The organism is Porticoccus litoralis, from assembly GCF_030676955.1.
In the GTDB taxonomy this organism is placed as follows: domain Bacteria; phylum Pseudomonadota; class Gammaproteobacteria; order Pseudomonadales; family Porticoccaceae; genus Porticoccus; species Porticoccus litoralis.
The window spans coordinates 101,799-121,013 of record NZ_JAUUUU010000004.1; the positions used below are offsets into that span (position 1 = coordinate 101,799).

At 52.1% G+C, this 19,215-nt stretch carries 17 protein-coding genes; 12 read left to right on the forward strand and 5 right to left on the reverse strand.

The features are described 5' to 3' along the window. Positions 1-70 precede the first annotated feature (70 nt). The 3 genes from fabB to Q8A57_RS08715 all read right to left on the reverse strand — a co-directional run bounded on the left by fabB (position 71) and on the right by Q8A57_RS08715 (position 3,002). Positions 71-1,285 (reverse strand): beta-ketoacyl-ACP synthase I, encoded by a 1,215-nt coding sequence (gene fabB / locus Q8A57_RS08705; protein ID WP_305170660.1) that lies wholly within the window; start codon positions 1,283-1,285, stop codon positions 71-73. Between the two features lie 50 nt (positions 1,286-1,335). Beyond that, complete coding sequence (gene fabA / locus Q8A57_RS08710) at positions 1,336-1,866, reverse strand: 3-hydroxyacyl-[acyl-carrier-protein] dehydratase FabA (protein WP_305170661.1); 531 nt, start codon at positions 1,864-1,866, stop codon at positions 1,336-1,338. A 173-nt stretch (positions 1,867-2,039) separates the two neighbouring features. Further along, positions 2,040-3,002 carry a polyprenyl synthetase family protein gene (locus tag Q8A57_RS08715; RefSeq protein ID WP_305170662.1) on the reverse strand — a complete coding sequence of 321 codons (963 nt, stop codon included), beginning with the start codon at positions 3,000-3,002 and terminating at the stop codon, positions 2,040-2,042. Positions 3,003-3,251: 249 nt separating this feature from the next. Here Q8A57_RS08715 and rplU point away from each other — a divergent pair, with 249 nt between their 5' ends. The 4 genes from rplU to proB all read left to right on the forward strand — a co-directional run bounded on the left by rplU (position 3,252) and on the right by proB (position 6,356). Continuing rightward, positions 3,252-3,566 (forward strand): 50S ribosomal protein L21, encoded by a 315-nt coding sequence (gene rplU, locus Q8A57_RS08720; protein ID WP_305170664.1) that lies wholly within the window; start codon positions 3,252-3,254, stop codon positions 3,564-3,566. Between the two features lie 19 nt (positions 3,567-3,585). Further along, a complete protein-coding gene (rpmA, locus tag Q8A57_RS08725; RefSeq protein ID WP_305170665.1) occupies positions 3,586-3,843 on the forward strand; it encodes a 50S ribosomal protein L27 in 258 nt (85 codons plus the stop codon). 144 nt (positions 3,844-3,987) lie between these two features. Continuing rightward, positions 3,988-5,178: an Obg family GTPase CgtA gene (gene cgtA / locus Q8A57_RS08730; protein WP_305170667.1), complete on the forward strand. Its 1,191-nt coding sequence runs from the start codon at positions 3,988-3,990 to the stop codon at positions 5,176-5,178. A gap of 56 nt (positions 5,179-5,234) precedes the next feature. Next, complete coding sequence (gene proB, locus Q8A57_RS08735; RefSeq protein ID WP_305170668.1) at positions 5,235-6,356, forward strand: glutamate 5-kinase; 1,122 nt, start codon at positions 5,235-5,237, stop codon at positions 6,354-6,356. Positions 6,357-6,368: 12 nt separating this feature from the next. On the opposite strand, the gene Q8A57_RS08740 is transcribed toward proB, so the two are convergent. Next, on the reverse strand, positions 6,369-7,028 hold the full coding sequence (locus Q8A57_RS08740; protein WP_305170669.1) for a 2OG-Fe(II) oxygenase: 660 nt from the start codon (positions 7,026-7,028) through the stop codon (positions 6,369-6,371). A 239-nt stretch (positions 7,029-7,267) separates the two neighbouring features. Here Q8A57_RS08740 and ptsP point away from each other — a divergent pair, with 239 nt between their 5' ends. Both ptsP and Q8A57_RS08750 read left to right on the forward strand, forming a co-directional pair. Then, positions 7,268-9,508, forward strand: coding sequence for a phosphoenolpyruvate--protein phosphotransferase (ptsP, locus tag Q8A57_RS08745; protein WP_305170671.1), 2,241 nt, complete (start codon positions 7,268-7,270; stop codon positions 9,506-9,508). Between the two features lie 145 nt (positions 9,509-9,653). Further along, positions 9,654-11,114 carry a RimK family protein gene (locus Q8A57_RS08750; RefSeq protein WP_305170674.1) on the forward strand — a complete coding sequence of 487 codons (1,461 nt, stop codon included), beginning with the start codon at positions 9,654-9,656 and terminating at the stop codon, positions 11,112-11,114. Between the two features lie 91 nt (positions 11,115-11,205). On the opposite strand, the gene rpsT is transcribed toward Q8A57_RS08750, so the two are convergent. After that, positions 11,206-11,475, reverse strand: coding sequence for a 30S ribosomal protein S20 (gene rpsT / locus Q8A57_RS08755; RefSeq protein ID WP_305170775.1), 270 nt, complete (start codon positions 11,473-11,475; stop codon positions 11,206-11,208). 301 nt (positions 11,476-11,776) lie between these two features. Here rpsT and murJ point away from each other — a divergent pair, with 301 nt between their 5' ends. The 6 genes from murJ to ispH all read left to right on the forward strand — a co-directional run bounded on the left by murJ (position 11,777) and on the right by ispH (position 19,205). Continuing rightward, entirely contained in the window at positions 11,777-13,375 is a 1,599-nt protein-coding gene (gene murJ / locus Q8A57_RS08760; RefSeq protein WP_305170776.1) for a murein biosynthesis integral membrane protein MurJ, read from the forward strand. A 146-nt stretch (positions 13,376-13,521) separates the two neighbouring features. After that, complete coding sequence (ribF, locus tag Q8A57_RS08765) at positions 13,522-14,487, forward strand: bifunctional riboflavin kinase/FAD synthetase (RefSeq protein ID WP_305170677.1); 966 nt, start codon at positions 13,522-13,524, stop codon at positions 14,485-14,487. Beyond that, positions 14,484-17,291 (forward strand): isoleucine--tRNA ligase, encoded by a 2,808-nt coding sequence (gene ileS, locus Q8A57_RS08770; RefSeq protein WP_305170679.1) that lies wholly within the window; start codon positions 14,484-14,486, stop codon positions 17,289-17,291. Before ribF ends, ileS begins: the two co-directional genes overlap by 4 nt. 12 nt (positions 17,292-17,303) lie before the next feature. Beyond that, a complete protein-coding gene (lspA, locus tag Q8A57_RS08775) occupies positions 17,304-17,813 on the forward strand; it encodes a signal peptidase II (protein WP_305170682.1) in 510 nt (169 codons plus the stop codon). Further along, positions 17,806-18,273 (forward strand): FKBP-type peptidyl-prolyl cis-trans isomerase, encoded by a 468-nt coding sequence (gene fkpB / locus Q8A57_RS08780; RefSeq protein WP_439651664.1) that lies wholly within the window; start codon positions 17,806-17,808, stop codon positions 18,271-18,273. Before lspA ends, fkpB begins: the two co-directional genes overlap by 8 nt. Next, on the forward strand, positions 18,273-19,205 hold the full coding sequence (gene ispH, locus Q8A57_RS08785) for a 4-hydroxy-3-methylbut-2-enyl diphosphate reductase (RefSeq protein WP_305170684.1): 933 nt from the start codon (positions 18,273-18,275) through the stop codon (positions 19,203-19,205). Before fkpB ends, ispH begins: the two co-directional genes overlap by 1 nt. Positions 19,206-19,215 lie beyond the last annotated feature (10 nt).

Consider the following 19,215-nt stretch of genomic DNA (forward strand, 5'->3'; position numbering starts at 1 on the left):
AAAGTGCTACCTAAGGTTGCAGGCGATGGGCTCGCAGCCCCAGGGTTGGCTGGGGCGGGGGCCACTCAAATCAATTGTAGCGCTGGAATACCAGTGTGGCATTGGTGCCGCCAAAACCAAAACTGTTCGACATCACCCGTTGCAGGTTGGCGTTATCGATGCGTTTTGTGGCGATTGGCAAGTCAGCTGCCTCTGAATCAAGAGTGTCGATATTGGCAGAAGCACAGATAAAGTCATTCTCCATCATCAACAGGCTGAATACGGCCTCCTGAACTCCCGCTGCACCCAGACCGTGGCCTGACAGAGATTTGGTAGAACTGATAGGTGGAACCTTATCTCCAAAGGTCTCCCTGATCGCCTTGAGTTCCTGCAAGTCGCCAACAGGCGTGCTGGTCCCATGGGTATTGATGTAGTCGATACTGCCTTCTGTGGTGGCCATGGCCATTTTCATGCAGCGCACGGCACCTTCACCAGAAGGCGCGACCATGTCGTAGCCATCAGAGGTGGAGCCATAGCCCACAAGCTCTGCGTAGATTTTGGCTCCGCGCGCCAGGGCATGCTCCAATTCTTCCACCACAAGACAGCCGGCACCGACACCCGGAACGAAACCGTCTCTATCGGCATCGTAGGCTCGTGAAGCTTTTTCAGGGGTATCGTTGTACTTGCTGGAAAGGGCGCCCATGGCATCAAACATACCAGCCATGGACCAGTGCATTTCTTCAGCGCCGCCAGCAAAAACTACGTCCTGTTTGCCCATCTGAATGAGCTCCATGGCGTGACCGATACTGTGCGCGCTAGTAGCACAGGCTGATGCGATGGAGTAGTTGGTGCCTTTGATCTTAAATGGTGTCGCCAGGCAGGCAGATACCGTGCTGGCCATAATTTGCGTGACGCGGTAGGGGCCAGCCTTCTTGATGCCACGTTCCCGCATGACATCAATTGTATCGGTAAACATCTGACCCGATACGCCTCCAGAACCCATGACGAGTCCAGTGCGAACGTTAGAAACCTGATTTTCTTCAAGGCCTGAGTCGGCGATAGCTCTATCCATGGCAATATAGCCATAGGCCGCTGACGGACCCATAAAGCGCATGATCTTGCGATCAATGTGTTCGGCAGGATCCAGGTTCAGTGTGGCGGCAACATTACAGCGCAGGCCCATTTCATGAAAGTCTTCACGAAAGACAATGCCGGAGCGGCAATCCAGTAGGGACTGAGTGACTGTTTCTTTGTCATTGCCGAGACAGGAAACAATACCCATTCCGGTAATTACCACGCGTTTCATCGGTTACTCCCCATGCCGGCTACGAGGTCCGGTAATTGTAATAGATAGAATTAAAAGTTGTCAGTGGATTCAAACAGGCCAACTCTGAGATCTTTTGCTGAGTAGATCTCTCGGCCATCCACAAAGACCTTGCCATCTGCGATCGCCATTTTCAGTTTTCTCTCAACGATACGCGAGATATCGATCTGATAGCTGACCATTTCAGCGTCCGGCAGAATCTGACCGAAAAATTTCACTTCTCCTGCACCGAGGGCGCGACCGCGACCAGGGTTGCCTTTCCAGGCAAGAAAGAAGCCGGTTAACTGCCACATGGCATCCAGGCCAAGGCAGCCCGGCATCACGGGGTCCCCGTGGAAGTGACAACCAAAAAACCAGAGATCCTTGCGAATATCCAGTTCAGCTTTAATCAGACCTTTTCCGTATTCGCCTTCGCCGGCATGAATACGGGTGATTCTGTCCACCATCAGCATATTGTCGGCGGGCAGTTTGGCATTGCCTTCACCGAAGAGATCGCCGTTGCTGCACGCCACGATTTCTTCGCGGGTATAGGCATTTTGCGATTGTGGAACAAAAATGGTCATAAGATGTATTGCCTTTACTGTGTGGTTGGTTTCCCTTCGAGGGGCGAATTTTAGCCGATATCCCTGCTAAGTCCAGAAGAACCGGGTCCTACATAGGTCTCATCTTTTGGTGAGGTGGCGATGATGGAGTCCAGAGTGACGTCAGAATACTTGACTGAGATTAGGCCCAAGAATCAAAAAGAGCGGCTCAGAGAAAAGTCGGCCAGCTCGTCCATGGCGTTCAATTCGGCAGAAACCGGTAGGCCTGACAAACAGCGTTTAGCTTCATCTGCGTGGTGTTTTGCACGTTGCATGGTGTAATCAAGGGCACCACAGCGCTGTATGGTTTGGATAATCGCATCGAGGTGTTCTAGACCGCCTTCGCTGATGGCCGTACGAATCAGTTCAGCTTCTTCAACTGAGCCATTCTGCATTGTATAAATCAGGGGCAGGGTGGGCTTTCCTTCTGCCAGGTCATCGCCGACGTTCTTGCCCAACGCTTCCGTTGTGCCGTTGTAGTCCAGTGCGTCGTCAACCAGCTGAAACGCCATGCCGAGATGATAGCCATAGCGGCGCATGGCTTCGCAAATATGCTCATCAGCTCCAGCCAGAACCGCTCCTGTATGGGCTGCTGCTTCAAACAATTGGGCGGTTTTTTTGCGAATGACTTCTTCGTAGGCCTGTTCAGTGGTATCCGGGTTGCCTGCATTAATCAATTGCTGGACTTCGCCCTCGGAAATGATGTTGGTAGTGTCGGCGATGATACGCATGATCTCCATATTGCCAATGGCGACTAGCATCTGGAAAGCGCGGGAATAGAGAAAATCACCGACCAGCACACTGGGCGCATTGCCAAAGCGGGCGTTGGCAGTGGCACGACCGCGACGCAGGTCAGAGGTATCGACCACATCATCGTGGAGCAACGTGGCGGTATGGATAAATTCGATGATGGCAGCCAGGGCGATGTGTTTGTCACCCTTATAGCCACAGCTATTGGCTGCCAGTAGAACAAGTAGTGGGCGCAGTCTTTTGCCGCCGGCATCGATGATGTATTGACCGATGTTTTCCACCAGCCCTACGTCAGAATACAGCTGATTGACAATGAGTTCGTTGACCTGGTCAAACTGGGATTTGACCACTTCGTGAAATGGCAGCATGCCGGAGCCTTGTTTTTCAGTTGATTATCGGGGCGGGATAGGTAATGGCTGCTCGCTAAAAAGGTGCGATGGCATCCTAGTGAGCGCTGTTAAAACTGTCAAGTGAAGAGCCGTCAAAGGCCTGTTTTCAGGGTATTTGCCTATTGCGATAGATATCACTTTCACTTAGAATTGCCGCCCTCGCAAAACCGGCCGTGGAGAAATCGTTCTTCCGGCTTAGAACAGGCATGAGCGATTACGGAGCATTATATGTACGCAGTCATTAAAAGCGGTGGTAAACAGCACCGGGTACAGGAAGGGGAATACCTTCGCCTGGAGAAGCTGGAAGTTCCTACCGGAGAAAGTATCGATTTTAACGAGGTGTTGTTAGTTGCAGACGGCGACAACATCAAGATTGGCGCACCTCTGGTTGAGGGCGGCAAGGTAACTGCTGAGGTTTTGAGCCACGGCCGTGGGGACAAGGTAAAAATTATCAAGTTCAAACGCCGTAAGCACTACCGCAACCAAATGGGCCACCGTCAGTGGTATACCGAAGTTAAAATTACCGGCATCACTGCTGGCTAATCGAAAATAGGAGAATATCATGGCTCACAAGAAAGCTGGTGGTAGTACCCGTAACGGACGCGATTCCGAAAGTAAACGCCTTGGTGTCAAGCGCTTTGGTGGTGAACAAGTGACTGCTGGTAACATCATTGTTCGTCAGCGTGGCACCAAGTTTCATGCGGGTAACAACGTAAGCATTGGTCGCGATCACACTATTTTTGCGACGGCTGACGGTGAAGTTCAGTTCACAGTTAAAGGTCCTCACAACCGTAGATATGTGAATGTAGTTTCTGCCTAAGACATGAAGCTACTGAAAAACCCCGCTTAGGCGGGGTTTTTTTGTGTTTGCAGTTACAATTCAAGTAGTTGTGAATAGCATTTACTAAATTGGCTGGCTCATAGTGTGCAGCCTCCCCTGGATACAGCACGGTATACTGTTGTCATGAAATTTGTCGATGAAACGTCCATTCACGTTCAAGCGGGTAAGGGTGGCAATGGCTGCCTGAGTTTTCGTCGCGAAAAATTTATTGCCAAGGGTGGCCCCGATGGTGGTGATGGCGGCGATGGTGGTTCGGTTTATCTCGAAGGCGATGTGAACCTCAACACCTTGGTGGACTACCGGTTCCAGCGAGGTTTCCAGGCCCAGAATGGTCAGGGCGGGGGCAGCCGCAATTGTACCGGGCGTGCCGGTGAAGACCTGATCTTGAAAGTACCCGTTGGTACCACGGTCATTGATGAAGATACCGAAGAGGTATTGGGGGATATTACCGAGCCTGAGCAGCGGTTGATGGTAGCTCACGGGGGCTATCACGGCTTGGGGAATACGCGTTTCAAGTCGAGTACTAATCGTGCACCCCGTCAGACTTCGCCGGGAAAAGAGGGTGAAGCTCGCAGACTTCGCCTGGAGCTAAAGGTGTTGGCTGATGTGGGGTTGGTTGGTTTGCCCAACGCGGGGAAATCGACGTTCATTCGGGCTGTTTCTGCCGCCACACCCAAGGTAGCGGATTATCCATTTACTACCCTGGTGCCAAATCTTGGTGTGGTGCAGCCCCATAAGTACCGCAGTTTTGTGATTGCAGATGTACCGGGACTGGTGGAAGGTGCTGCCGAGGGCGCTGGCTTGGGAATTCGCTTTTTAAAGCATCTCACCCGAACCCGTTTATTGCTGCACCTGGTGGATATGGTGCCGCCGGATGCCTCTGACCCGGCAGATAACGTTTCCATTATTGAGGATGAGCTGGATCGTTTTAGCCCTACGCTCTGGAGTCGGGAGCGCTGGTTGGTACTGAACAAGGTGGACCTTTTACCAGAAGAAGAGCGTGAACAGCGTTGCAATGCTGTTATCCATGATCTTGACTGGCCTGGCCCTGTGTACAGGGTCAGTGCGTTATCGGGAGACGGAACCAAACAGTTGTGCCACGACATTCTGGAACATCTGGAAAACTGTTGGGATGAGGAGCGCAACAATCCAGACGCGGCAGAGCGGGAGCTCGCGATGCAGCGCCAGATGCAAGAGGAGGCGAGAGCCCAGATCGAATCCCTGCGCCGCCGCAAAAAACAAAATGACGACGACGAAGATGACGATGACTTTGACGACGATGATTATGATGTTGAGGTTATCTACAGCCCCTGATATTGCTGAGTTCAGCGAGTGATACAGTTAGATTAAACCGTGGCCAAAGATTATTTATGAGTGACAGAGACGTTGTCCAGAAAGCCCGTCGATGGGTGGTGAAAATCGGCAGTGCATTATTGACCGCAGATGGCCGGGGGTTGGATCGTGAGTCGATTGGGCAATGGGTGTCACAGGTGGCTCAGCTCCTGGAGCAGGGCGTAGAGGTAGTGTTGGTGTCGTCGGGGGCTGTTGCCGAAGGCATGTCTCGCCTGGGCTGGCGAAAACGCCCGTCATCGGTTCATGAATTACAGGCTGCGGCGGCGGTTGGTCAGATGGGCCTGGTTCAAGCCTATGAGTTTCAGTTTCAGCAATTTAACCGCCACACGGCGCAGGTGCTTCTGGATCATGACGATCTCTCCAACCGGGAGCGCTATCTCAATGCCCGCAATACCCTGCAATCGCTGATGAGTCTCGGGGTGGTTCCGGTCATCAATGAAAACGATACTGTCGTGACCGACGAAATTCGTTTTGGTGACAATGACAGCCTGGCGGCGATGGTAGCCAACCTGATTGATGCGGATTTGCTGGTGATTTTGACGGATCAACATGGCCTTTACGATGCTGATCCTCGCAAGCACCCCAAAGCCAACCTGATTTTCCATGGTAAAGCGGGCGATCCCGCCCTGGAAGCCCTTGCAGGAGAGGGCGGTGCGCTGGGCAGAGGTGGCATGACGACCAAGCTCAAGGCTGCCCGTCTTGCTGCCAGGTCGGGTGCAAATACACTGATTGTCGGGGGCCGTGCTGAAAATATTTTGACGCGATTGGCAGAGGGGGAAGAATTGGGCACTCTACTGCTCGCGGAGCAGGAACCCATCGCCGCGCGCAAGCAGTGGCTGGCTGGCAGATTGCAAGTGCGTGGATCGGTTACCCTGGATCATGGCGCAACGCAGGTGCTGCAACAGCAGGGCAAGAGTCTATTGCCTGTTGGCGTGAAATTTGTTGTTGGTGATTTTAATCGCGGTGATCTGGTGCGTTGTGTTGATGAAGATGGCAATGAAATTGCCCGGGGCCTTATCAATTACAGCGCGGTAGAGAGCAGGAAGATCATTGGCAAAAACAGTGAGCTGATTAGCAGCATCCTGGGTTATTGTGATCACAAGGAGCTGATCCACAGGGATAACCTGGTGTTGGTATAGTCCATCTGGTTGTTAGCGAGGTGGATCAACTCTCTCATTGCATGAACCGTTGACCCTAAACCAGCCAGCAATGCTGTGGCGATGACGTTTCGCTGTCAGCACTTCATGGGGAAATTCCTCACTGAGGAACACAACCAGTGTCCCGTAAGCTGGTGTCACCCTCACCACTTCCTCATCCGAGTCAATGTCGTAGATGACCAGTTCGCCACCATCTTCCGGCAGCCAGCCGGGGTTGAGGTATGTGACGACGGAAAGGCGGCGATTAGCCTCTCCCCGAAAGGCATCCAGATGTTTGCGATAGAAGTCGCCTGGCTGATAACGGGCAAAATGGCTTTCAAAAGAAAACAGTCCTAAAAAAAGGTGCTGATTGAGATACTGCTGCAAACCTGCTGTCCACTGAAGCCAGTGATGTTCTGCGGGGCTTTTCCCTTCGATCCAGCAGATTTCGTCTCGGCGTACAAACTGGTTTAGGGTCAGGTCATTCTGCCGTCCAATACCCGCCTCACTGTAGGCACTGCTATCCAGGTCCCTGACCTGGTCAAACAGACTTGAGGCCAGAGTGTCGGGCAGAGCATTGGGGATTACGGTATAACCCTGGTGGTTGAGATCGTTTGCAATACGGGCAAAAAGCAAGTCATCGGGCGATGACGGGGGTGGTGTGATTGCCAGCATGAACGCATAGCCTCTTGAGCAGTGGCGAATTATTGGGGAGTTGTCCTATTCTTGTAAACCTTTTTTGGCGGTGGGCGCGATGATCTGGATTTGGGGGAGAGCTTGACATTAGAACTGCTCAAAAAGTTTTTACTTGTGCTTTATAGGCAATCATCATATATAAGCTTAAAAAGGGTGCACGAGTTAATTCTCGGTTTTGCAACAGCTCGCCCCGTTATCTCATCAATCCCGGTCATATCATGAAAAGTGTGGTTCACGAATTAGCGCGTATCGTCCAGACAGTGGCGATGGCTGATTTGCCCATTGATCAGGTGAATCTCATTGTGGAGTCTATCAGTGAGACCATGGCGGTGGATGTGTGCAGCCTCTATCTGGCCAATGACAAGCAGGAAATGATGTTGTTGGCGTCCCATGGGCTGGCGGCTAAAGCGGTTCGCCGAGTCAAATTGCCACCGGGAAAAGGTCTGGTGGGTTTGGTGGCCTCCAGTCGCCATCCCCTTAACCTCGCCGATGGCGAACTCCATCCCAATTATTTTTACATTGCGGAAACCCAGGAAGAGCGCTTCCACAGTTTTTGCGGTGTGCCCATTGTTCATACCGGTAAAGTTGTCGGTGTTCTGGTCGTTCAGGGACGTGAAATACGCCATTTGTCTGATGAAGAGCAGGGCTTTCTGGTCACATTGGCAGCTCATCTGGCATTGCTGCTGGGCAACAGCCCGTTGGCACATGGAGATATGGTCGGCTACAACGAGCGCGTCAGCGGCGTTAAGGGTGCTCCGGGTATTGGCATTGGTCATATCAAACTCAGCGATCATGGTGAGCTTTATTCAGTGGTCGACACGCCCTGTGAAGATATTCCGGGAACGTTGGAGGATTGGCAGCAACTATTAGTGGTGGTTCGCGGGCAGATTGACCATGAGCGAGAGTCTCTGGGCTCAGAGATTACCGGCAGCGTTGCGGGTATTTTTAGCGCCTACAAAATGCTTCTGGAAGACCCTGCATTTGTTACCTATGTTGAAGCTGGCATTGAAAAGGGGAATTGGTTGCCGGGCGCGCTGCGTCATGCGATTCAGCACTTTGCCGAATTATTTTTGGCCATGGACGATCCTTATCTGAAGGCTCGTCACGAAGATGTTCATCACCTTGGCAACAAATTGTTCAATGCTTGGCGTGGCATCAAACCTGTAGATGCCCCCCCGGATATGGATATTGTGCTGGTTGGCCCACAGGTTAGTGTTTCTGATATTGCAGCTGTGCCTTCAGAGCGTCTGGTGGGCCTGGTCTGTTTTGAGGGCTCAGGGCTTTCACATACTGCTGTGCTGGCCAATGCCCTGGGTATCCCCGCTGTGATGGGAACGGGTCGTATCCGCCGCCTGGTGGATCAGGCCAGTATTATCGTCGATGGTAATAATGGCCAGGTAACTCTCAATCCCGGGGATATGGTAATCGCAGAGTACCAGCGTCTGGCCAACGACCGTCGGTCGCTGATGAAGCAGCTGGAGAAGCTGCGTGAGTTGCCATCTATTACGCCTGATGGTACGGAAATTACGCTGTATACCAACACGGGTCTGCTTGCCGATATCAGCCCAGGGCTCCACAACGGTGCCCAGGGTGTGGGGCTCTATCGCACAGAAATTCCCTTTATGGTGCACGACAGCTTTCCCTCCGAGGAAGAGCAGGTGAGTGTCTATCGGCAGGTGCTTGAGGCGTATAAAAACAAGCCAGTCTACATGCGTACACTGGATATCGGCGGTGATAAGCCCTTGCCATACTTCCCGGTAGACAATGAGGAAAATCCGGCGCTGGGCTGGCGTGGTATTCGTTTTACACTGGACAACAGCCAGTTGCTCATGACCCAGGTGCGCGCCATGATTCGTGCAGCTGGTGAAAATGAAGGGCTGAGAATCCTGTTACCGATGGTCAGCTCCACCAGTGAGCTCGATGACTTTCTGCAGTTGCTGGAAGATGCCATTGCCCAACTGGAAACCGAGGGCTTGTCGATATTGCGTCCCCAACTGGGAGTGATGGTGGAGGTGCCAGCGGCCATTTCACAGATCCCGTTCTGGGCGGAGAAGCTAGACTTTATTTCCATCGGCTCCAACGACCTGAGCCAGTATCTGTTGGCGCTGGACCGCGATAATCCCCGAGTTTCGGGGCGCTATGATCATGTGCACCCTGCCGTGCTGATGGAGATCAACCGTACCCTTGATCTAGCATCGAAACACAACCTCTCGGTTAGTCTGTGTGGTGAAATGGCCGCAGACCCAGTGGCTGTGGTGCTGCTTCTCGGCATGGGTTTGCGAACCCTGAGCATGAGTGCCGCAAAATTACCTCAAGTGAAATGGTTGATTCGCAGCCTGCCACTGAACATGGCTGAAGCGTTGGTGTCCCGGGCTCTGACCTGTCCCTATCCAGCAGAAATTCGTGAAATGGTTCGAACTGAGCTGGAAGGGCTGGGGTTGCAGGATCTGTTCAACTAATGGCCAACCAAATAAAAAAGCAATTTTCTGCATGGTTCATAGTATCTATTCCCTGTGCTATGCCATGTTAGGCGCATAAACTTTTCCTGTTAAACCACATGGGTCACATTGCCTGATTGACCCCTAACCAAGTCGGAAATCCTGTATGACAAACCTGTTGCTGGTAGTGGATAGCCTGTCTGATATTGAAGGCCTGGGCATCGATGACCGAGTCATTACCTTTGAGCAGTACCTTGAAGAACATCCCAAGAAGGGAGAGAAAAAGCTCAGCCTGATCAATCTTTGTGATAGTGAAAAATACCTGAGTCGTGGTTATTACTGCTCACTGTTGGCCGAGGCCAGGGGGCATCGCGTCCTGCCTTCGGTCAACACCATCAATGATCTTCGCAGTAAGTTGCTGTATATGTCGCGCATTACCGGTGAATTGCTGCTGGCGGGATCAAATACTGGCAAGAGCGGCGAACGCAAGACCTTCTATGTCAATTTCGGTATTGCTTCTGACCCTACCTTTTCCAAGTTTGGTCAACGGCTTTTTTCTGTCTACCCGGTGCCTATGCTGAGAGTAGTGTTGTTCTGGGATGACGTGTGGCAAATCAAGAGTATTTCCCCGATATCCCTGAACAGGTTGCCGAAAGCAGAACGCAGCAAAGTGGTTGAGGCACTGCTCAAGTTCAACGAAAAGCGCTGGCAGAGCCCGAAAAAGAAAAAGGCTTACCGGTGGGAGTTGGGGATACTGATCGATCCCGCAGAGGCGTTGCCGCCCAGTAATAAGGAGGCTCTAAACCGCTTCGTCAAGGCTGCAGCCAAATGCAATATCAATGCGGAACTGATTACGGCAAAGGACTATCACCGCCTGGAAGAATACGATGGCCTGTTTATTCGGGAAACCACGGCCATTGACCATCACACCTTCCGTTTTGCCCGTAAGGCAGAAATCGAAGGCATGGTGGTTATTGACGACCCCACCTCCATCCTGCGCTGTTGTAATAAAGTTTTCCTGCAGGATGCCTTCACCTACAAAGGGGTTCCCTCACTGAAAACCACAGTTCTTTCGGCACATAGCCAGGAAGACTTGGACCAGGTGGAAAAGGAGTTTGGTTACCCTGTGGTATTGAAAGTGCCAGAAGGTTCTTTTTCCAAGGGGGTGTTCAAGGCCAATAATCGGGCAGAGCTTTTGTCCCATCTCGAGGAACTTTTAAAAACTACCGCGCTGGTGTTAGTGCAGGAGTATCTGTATACCGAATATGACTGGCGAATTGGCGTGTTCAATAACCGACCTCTCTACGCGTGCCGCTATTACATGGCACGTAACCACTGGCAAATTTATAACCATGATAGCAAGCGGTTCAGCTCGGGCGGATTTGAAACCCTGCCGACCTATGAAGCGCCCCGAGAGGTTTTGGATGCCGCCTTGCGCGCAGCCAAGGTTATTGGCAGCGGTCTCTACGGTGTTGATATCAAACAGCAGGGCAAGCAGGCTTATGTAATTGAGATTAACGATAATCCGAATATCGATCACAAGATTGAAGATGTCTACTTGGGTGATGAGCTGTATATGCTGGTCATGACTGAAATTGCCCGGCGACTTGAGCTGAAGGGGCGATAACAGGATTTTCGGGCACAAAAAAACCGGCCTTTGGCCGGTTTTTCATATCTGGAAGCTTGCTGCTGCTTCCAGTTTTTTTGCTTCAGTAAGCTTAGCCAGCAGCCAGTGCTTTAACCTGAGCATTCAGACGGCTCTTATGACGAGCAGCCTTGTTCTTGTGAATGATGCCTTTGTCAGCCATACGGTCAATGACTGGTACTGCAGCAGCGTAGGCTGCCTGCGCAGCGTCCACTTCGCCGCTGGCGATAGCTGCATTGGTTTTCTTGATATAAGTGCGAACCATGGAACGCAGGCCGGCGTTGTGCTGACGACGCTTTTCGTTTTGTTTCGCACGTTTGCGTGCTTGGGGTGAGTTAGCCACCTGTGTGCTCCTCTCAAAAATGAGTCCGAATTCAAGGCGCGGGAATATACAGGGTTTATCCCCATAGATCAACACAATACCCCGATTTGTAAGTGCAGTATGGCCGTCATTCTGGTGGGCTTGCCGACTCTGGTGGATATCGCCGTCGAGGGCGTGCATGTCCCTACCATCCAGTCCATAAAGCCTCTATGATTTGGGCTTCTTTCCAGCAGGCTTTCGCAAACAGGCGACATTTGTTTTGCAGCATCATGACGACGACCAGAAACAGGCTGAACGGGGTGACGCTGAATCCCTCTCCAGACTGAACGCCAAGCCTGTATCCGAGGCCAAACCGGCTCCCGGCCTGTTGCGATCCAGCGGTGTCGTGGGCGCCATGACCATGCTGTCCAGGGTGCTGGGACTGGCCCGCGACATCGTGTTTGCCAGGGTCATTGGCGCCGATGCGCTCGCAGACGCTTTTTTTGTTGCTTTTAAAATACCGAACTTCTTCCGGCGCCTTTTTGCCGAGGGCGCTTTTTCACAGGCTTTTGTTCCGGTGCTGGGGGAATATCGGGAAAAGGGTAGTCCCGCAGCAGTTAAGGCGCTGATCGATAGCGTTGCCGGTGTGCTGGGCTCGGTGCTGATAACCCTGACACTGATTGTCGTTTTGGCTTCCCCATTGGTCACAGGGCTGTTTGCTTTTGGCTTCTGGCTGGATTATCCCGACAAGTTTGCTGCCGCCAGCAGTATGTTGCGCATAACTTTCCCGTATCTATTGCTGATTTCACTGACGGGACTGGCCGGGGCTGTACTGAACAGCTATGACCGTTTCGCGGTTCCCGCCTTTACACCGGTATTGCTTAACGTGACGCTGATCGCTGCGGCCCTGCTAGTTGCACCCTGGTTTGATACTCCGGTTTTTGCCCTGGCCTGGGGGGTGTTGGTGGCAGGGGTAGTGCAGTTGTTATTCCAGTTGCCTTTTCTTGCGCGTATTCACATGGTGCCTTCACCGCGAGTGGATTGGCGTGACGACGGTGTCAGACGCATTCTGAAGTTGATGGCTCCGGCAATATTCGGGGTGTCGGTCAGTCAGATCAATCTGCTTCTCGACACCATGATTGCCTCTTTTCTGCCAACGGGTAGCATCTCCTGGCTGTATTACTCAGATCGTCTGTCGGAATTGCCTCTGGGTGTTTTTGGGGTGGCGATTGCCACGGTAATTCTGCCGAGCCTTTCACGCCAACATGCTGCGGCTGCCCCCGATGTGTTCAATCGAACTTTGAATTGGGCCCTGCGGATGATTCTGTTAATTGCCGTACCCGCTTCGGTCGCGCTCATCATCCTGGCGGAGCCGATTTTATTGTCCCTTTTTTACTACGGGGAGGTGATTACGGCGCGGGATATGGCCATGGCTACATTAAGCCTGCGAGCCTACGCCTTGGGGCTGATCGCGTTCATGCTCATCAAGGTGTTAGCTCCCGGGTACTATGCCCGCCAGGATATGAAAACCCCGGTAAGAATTGGTGTTATCGCTCTGGTCACTAATATGGGGTTAAACATCGCTTTTGCTGTACCTCTTCACATTTACTGGGGCATTGGCCATGTTGGTCTGGCGTTGGCGACATCCCTGGCTGCCATGCTGAATGCCGGCTTGTTATTCAGTGGGCTGTACAAGCGGAATGTCTTTACACCGGAAGTCGGTTGGAGGCGATTTGCATTGACCCTGGTGTTTGCCAGTGGCGTTATGGCCCTATTGCTGTTTGGTTACGATTATTACCTGAATGACTGGTCATTGTGGGCATGGTGGCAAAGGGGCATGTGGTTGGCCATTATTTGTGGCTCGGGTGCCATGGTCTATGCCATTTGCCTGTTTTTGGGTGGTTTGCGCTACGCCCATATCCGTCACCAGGCGAACGGATAACACACTGTTCAAATACCTTTTCAGGTTGATTTGTGGCCCTGATAAATTGCGTTTAGCGCTATGTTCGGTGCCTGTTTTCGCCTATGAGGCTGGGTTATACTCCCGCCTTCATTTTTTCAGGGATAACCGCCAGTGGTTGGGGACCGGTGACCGGTACAAAAATACAGTTTATTCGCGGATTGCATAATCTCCGACCTGAGTATAAGGGCTGTGTCGCGACCATTGGGTCGTTTGATGGTGTCCACAAGGGGCATAGGGCCATCCTGCGACAGCTGAAAGATAAGGCTGCACAATACGGGCTCCCATCAGTGGCCATTATTTTTGAGCCACAACCCCAGGAGTTTTTTTCCGGAGAGCAGGCTCCGGCACGATTAATGCGGTTGCGAGAAAAAATAGAGGCGCTGCTGGAGGCGGGTGTTGACCGTATTCTTTGTCTGCAGTTTAACCGCCTGCTGAGAAGTCTGTCGGCACAGCAATTCATCGATCAGGTATTGCTGCAGGGCCTGGGCATTCGCTGTCTGGTGGTTGGAGATGATTTCTGTTTTGGCCATGACCGCAGCGGCAATTACCGCTTGCTGCAAGACGTGGGAAGCGTGAAAGGGTTTGAGGTCATTGATACCGAGACTCTGGAATATAACGGAGAACGCATCAGCAGCACCCGTGTTCGAGAGGCCCTGGATCAGGGTGACTTTCAACTCGCCAGCGATCTCTTGGGCCACCCCTATCGAATTTCAGGGCGGGTGGTATACGGGCAGAGGCTGGGTAGGCAGCTGGGTATTCCCACTGCCAATGTGCAACTTAATCGGTATCGGGCGCCATTAAGCGGGGTCTATGTGGTCGAGGTTTTTTCTGGCCCGGATTGCATGCCTGGTGTGGCCAATGTGGGCGTGAGGCCCACGGTGGGTGACCTCGTTAAGCCGGTACTGGAAATACATCTCCTGGATTTTGACGGATCGCTATATGGCCGCAGAATCGAGGTGGAATTTAAGTATAAAGTGCGTGACGAACGTAAATTCGACTCGCTGGATAAAATGGTAGAAGAAATTCACAACGATATTGCAGTGGCACGGCAATACTTTGCTGATCACTCAATTGATGCTGGTAAAACATGACTGACTATAAAACGACGTTAAACCTTCCTTCCACAGACTTTCCCATGAAAGCCAACCTGGCTCAGCGCGAGCCTGCCATGCTCAAGGCATGGCAGGATACGGGCTTGTATCAGAAGGTTCGCGAGCAGCGCCAGGGCAGAGATAAATTTATCCTGCATGACGGCCCGCCCTATGCCAATGGTGATATTCATATCGGCCATTCCGTTAACAAGGTCTTGAAGGATATTGTCGTCAAGTCGCGCACGCTGGGTGGTTACGATGCGCCTTATGTGCCCGGATGGGATTGCCATGGCTTACCCATTGAGCATCAGGTGGAGAAAAAAATCGGCAAGGCGGGCGTTAAGGTCGATCACCGTACCTTCCGGCAGAAATGTCGAGAATATGCCCGACGTCAGGTCGATGGTCAGATGAAGGATTTTGTACGCTTGGGTGTTTTGGGTGATTGGGATAACCCTTATCTGACCATGGATGCCAAATTCGAGGCTGACATTATCCGCGCGTTGGGCAAAATCATTGAAAACGGGCATCTGGTGCGTGGCTTCAAACCCGTGTACTGGAGTGTGGTTGGCGCCTCAGCTCTGGCGGAAGCCGAGGTGGAGTATCAGGATAAAACATCATTTTCTATCGATGTGGCCTTTCCTGTGGTCGACCTGGCCGCTTTCACCGACGCAATGGGTAACGTAAAAGGTGAGGGTGAGATCGCAGTTGTTATCTGGACAACTACTCCCTGGACGCTGCCTTCCAACCAGGCTGTCAGTATTCACCCGGACCTCGATTACGTACTGGTGCAGTGTGATGCCGGTTGCGGGGTCGCCCGTTATCTCCTGGCAGAGGAATTGCTGGAGTCAGTCATGGCCCGTTGGGGTGTGATGGACTATCAGGTGGTGGGCAGGGCTAAAGGTAGCCAATTTGAAAACCTGTTGTTACAGCATCCCTTCTACGACCGTCAGGTTCCGATGTTGCTGGGAGATCATGTAACCACAGAAGCCGGTACGGGCTGTGTGCATACTGCGCCCGATCACGGTATGGACGATTTCTTGGTGGGTGGAAAGTATGGCATTGGCACCCTCAATTATATCGACGATCACGGCTGCTTTCGGGATAGAGTTGAGATTTTTGCGGGTGAGCACGTATACAAGGTCGATGAGCAGGTGGTCGAGCTGCTGCGTGAGCAGGGCAAGCTGCTGTCCTGTGGAAAAATCACCCACAGTTATGCACATTGCTGGCGAACCAAGACACCACTTATCTACCGAGCAACCCCCCAGTGGTTTATCGGTATGCACCAAAACGGCTTGCTGGATAAAGCGAAAGGAGCGGTCAAGGACGTAGCCTGGCACCCCTCCTGGGGGCAGGCGCGTATTGAAGCGATGTTGGAAAATAGCCCAGACTGGTGTATTTCACGACAACGGACATGGGGGGTGCCCATTGCACTGTTTGTGCATAAGGAAACAGGTGAGATTCACCCCGATACGCCAACGCTGATTGAGGCCGTGGCAAAGCGGGTCGAAGAGGGTGGTATTGATGCCTGGTATGACCTGAATGCCGAGGAACTTCTGGGCGCTGATGCTGATCAGTACAGCAAGGTGACAGATACGCTGGATGTTTGGTTTGATTCCGGCGTGACCCATTCAGCGGTGCTGGATGCCCGTGAGCAATTGCGCTATCCGGCAGACTTATATCTGGAGGGGTCTGATCAACACCGTGGCTGGTTCCAGTCCTCGTTGAAAACAGCCATCGCGATCAAGGGAAACGCCCCTTACAAAGCCGTATTGACCCACGGTTTTACCGTAGACGCAGACGGTCGCAAGATGTCCAAATCCCTCGGGAATGTCATGTCACCTCAGCAGGTGGTGAATGAGCTGGGTGCGGATGTTCTGCGTTTGTGGGTGGCGGCGACCGATTTCAGCGGTGAGATGAGTGTTTCGGACGAGATTCTGAAGCGCACTGCTGATTCTTACCGTCGTATGCGCAATACCGCCCGATTCCTGCTTTCGAACCTGGATGGTTTTGATCCCGCTACAGACCTGGTGGCCATTGATGAAATGCTGGCTCTGGATCAGTGGGCTGTAAGACGAGCAGACAAGCTGCAGACAGAGATTCTGGCCGCCTATGAGAACTATCAGTTTCACCATATCTACCAGAAGCTGCACAACTTCTGCGTAACGGATATGGGAGGCTTCTACCTGAATATCATTAAGGATCGTCAATATACCTGTCAGAAGGATTCTCTGGCGCGCCGCTCTGCTCAGTCGGCGATTTATCACATCGCCGAAGCCTTTGTACGCTGGATTGCACCTATTCTGAGTTTCACCGCTGACGAGATCTGGAGCTACCTCCCGGGAGAGCGTCATGACTACGTATTCCTGCAGGAATGGTGGGCGTTACCTAAGGTAGAGGAAGGCGGTATTTCCGATGCAGACTGGACACTAATCTCAAAGGCCCGTAATGCAGTAAACAAAGTGCTGGAAGGCAAAAAAGAGGTTGGCATCCAGAAGACGTTGGAAGCGGAAGTTTCCCTGTACGCGGAAGCAGAGCTCGAAACTGCCTTGGCTAAACTCGGTGATGAGCTGCGATTTGTGCTGATCACTTCCGATGCGCTGCTCAAACCTATCAGCGAGTCTGGTAGCGCCGAAGCCACAGAAATGGAGGGTTTGAGGCTTTCCGTCGAAAAGACCGGCTATGAAAAGTGTGTGCGTTGTTGGCACCATCGATCGGATGTGGGAGCCAATCCTGAGCACCCGGAATTATGTGGTCGGTGTGTAGAAAACGTTGAGGGTGCGGGCGAGCAGCGCCTGTATGCTTGAGTTGGCGTGCCAATGACATCACCAGGCTGGTCTGTTATACGCTGGTATTTACTGGCGGTTGTGGTCATTGTTTTTGACCAGTGGACCAAGCAGTTGGTCTCAAGTCAATTTCAGTATGGTGAGACCTTGAGTGTGACGCCGTTCTTTAATCTCACTTTGGTACACAATTTAGGTGCTGCGTTTAGCTTTCTTAGCAATGCCGGGGGCTGGCAACGCTGGTTTTTTACCCTGCTGGGTTTTGCTGTTAGCCTCTTTATCATCCTGTGGATGTGGAGAATCAAGCACTCACAAAAGCTGCTTGGTATGGCTCTTGCCCTGGTGCTGGGCGGTGCGCTGGGGAATGTGTGGGATCGCATGGTGCTCGGTTATGTGGTCGATTTTATAGATGTGTACTATCTGGATTATCACTGGCCAGCATTCAATATTGCCGATTCGGCGATTACCTGCGGAGCGATATTACTGATACTGGAAAGCCTGTTATCCGGAAAGGAGAATGGGGTGGAGGATACAAAACATGAGTGACCTGTCAGATATTTCTGAATTGCCAGTGGGGCCAAATACCAAAGTCACTTTGCACTTTTCCCTGGCGCTGGAAGATGGTTCGGAAGTGGACTCAAACTTTGAAGCCAAGCCAGCAACATTCGTGGTCGGAGATGGAAATCTGCTGCCAGGTTTTGAAGAGGCTCTGTTTGGTCTTCATCCCGGTGAAGAAGCGACTTTTGATATCAGTCCAGAGCAGGGTTTCGGGCCCCATAACTCAAGTAATATCCAGCGCTTTTCCCGCAAGGATTTTGACGAGGATGTGGAGCTGGAACCAGGGTTGATGCTGTCGTTTGCCGATGCAAACCAGGCGGAGCTGCCGGGTGTGGTGACTCAAGTGGATAGTGACACTGTAATGGTCGACTTTAATCATCCACTAGCCGGGCACACGATCACTTTTGCCGTCAAAATTGTCGATGTGGTACCAGCGGTGACCCACTGATGGAGATCAGGCTCGCAAATCCCCGAGGGTTCTGTGCCGGTGTTGATCGGGCAATCGAGATTGTTAACCGCGCACTCGATATATTCGGTGCACCTATTTACGTGCGACATGAAGTTGTCCATAACAAGTTTGTCGTTGACTCGCTGAGGCAGCGTGGCGCAGTGTTTGTGGACGAACTGGACGAAATTCCGGATGGTGTGATCGTTATCTTCAGTGCCCATGGCGTCTCTCAGACTGTCAGAACGGAAGCGGAAGAACGACAGCTCAAGGTTTTTGATGCTACGTGCCCTCTGGTTACGAAGGTGCATCTGGAAGTGGTGCGTTATAGCCGGGATGGTCGCGAATGCATTCTGATCGGGCACCAGGGCCATCCTGAAGTTGAGGGGACCATGGGGCAGTACGACACCAGTCAAGGTGGCAATATATACCTGGTGGAAAACGAAGAGGATGTTGCCAAACTCAACGTAACGCAGCCTGCTAGTTTAAGTTATGTCACTCAAACGACTTTATCCATGGATGATACGGCGAAGGTGATTGACGCCCTGGTCGCCAAATTTCCAGCGATTACCGGTCCAAAAAAGAACGATATCTGTTATGCCACACAGAACCGGCAGGATGCAGTGAAGCAGCTTGCCCTGGAGTGTGATCTGGTTCTGGTTGTCGGTTCCCCCAATAGTTCAAACTCTAACCGGCTGAGAGAGCTGGCTCAGCGCTGTGGTTCGAATGCCTACCTGATTGACAGGGCCGAGGACATCAACCCTGATTGGTTTAAAGGAAAGCAAAAAGTCGGGGTTACAGCGGGTGCTTCAGCCCCGGAAGTGTTGGTTAAAGATGTTGTAAACACCCTGAAAAAGCTGGGTGGTGTCGAGCCCATAGAGGTTGAAGGCAGGGAAGAAAATATCAGTTTTTCCATGCCAAAAGAGCTTCGTTAGAAAAATATGA

Excerpts from the sequence above, each read along its gene's own strand:
- fabB (WP_305170660.1), bottom strand. The coding sequence starts at position 1,285 with ATGAAACGCGTGGTAATTACCGGAATGGGTATTGTTTCCTGTCTCGGC.
- fabA (WP_305170661.1), bottom strand. The coding sequence starts at position 1,866 with ATGACCATTTTTGTTCCACAATCGCAAAATGCCTATACCCGCGAAGAA.
- Q8A57_RS08715 (WP_305170662.1), bottom strand. The coding sequence starts at position 3,002 with ATGCTGCCATTTCACGAAGTGGTCAAATCCCAGTTTGACCAGGTCAAC.
- rplU (WP_305170664.1), top strand. The coding sequence starts at position 3,252 with ATGTACGCAGTCATTAAAAGCGGTGGTAAACAGCACCGGGTACAGGAA.
- rpmA (WP_305170665.1), top strand. The coding sequence starts at position 3,586 with ATGGCTCACAAGAAAGCTGGTGGTAGTACCCGTAACGGACGCGATTCC.
- cgtA (WP_305170667.1), top strand. The coding sequence starts at position 3,988 with ATGAAATTTGTCGATGAAACGTCCATTCACGTTCAAGCGGGTAAGGGT.
- proB (WP_305170668.1), top strand. The coding sequence starts at position 5,235 with ATGAGTGACAGAGACGTTGTCCAGAAAGCCCGTCGATGGGTGGTGAAA.
- Q8A57_RS08740 (WP_305170669.1), bottom strand. The coding sequence starts at position 7,028 with ATGCTGGCAATCACACCACCCCCGTCATCGCCCGATGACTTGCTTTTT.
- ptsP (WP_305170671.1), top strand. The coding sequence starts at position 7,268 with ATGAAAAGTGTGGTTCACGAATTAGCGCGTATCGTCCAGACAGTGGCG.
- Q8A57_RS08750 (WP_305170674.1), top strand. The coding sequence starts at position 9,654 with ATGACAAACCTGTTGCTGGTAGTGGATAGCCTGTCTGATATTGAAGGC.
- ileS (WP_305170679.1), top strand. The coding sequence starts at position 14,484 with ATGACTGACTATAAAACGACGTTAAACCTTCCTTCCACAGACTTTCCC.
- lspA (WP_305170682.1), top strand. The coding sequence starts at position 17,304 with ATGACATCACCAGGCTGGTCTGTTATACGCTGGTATTTACTGGCGGTT.
- fkpB (WP_439651664.1), top strand. The coding sequence starts at position 17,806 with ATGAGTGACCTGTCAGATATTTCTGAATTGCCAGTGGGGCCAAATACC.
- ispH (WP_305170684.1), top strand. The coding sequence starts at position 18,273 with ATGGAGATCAGGCTCGCAAATCCCCGAGGGTTCTGTGCCGGTGTTGAT.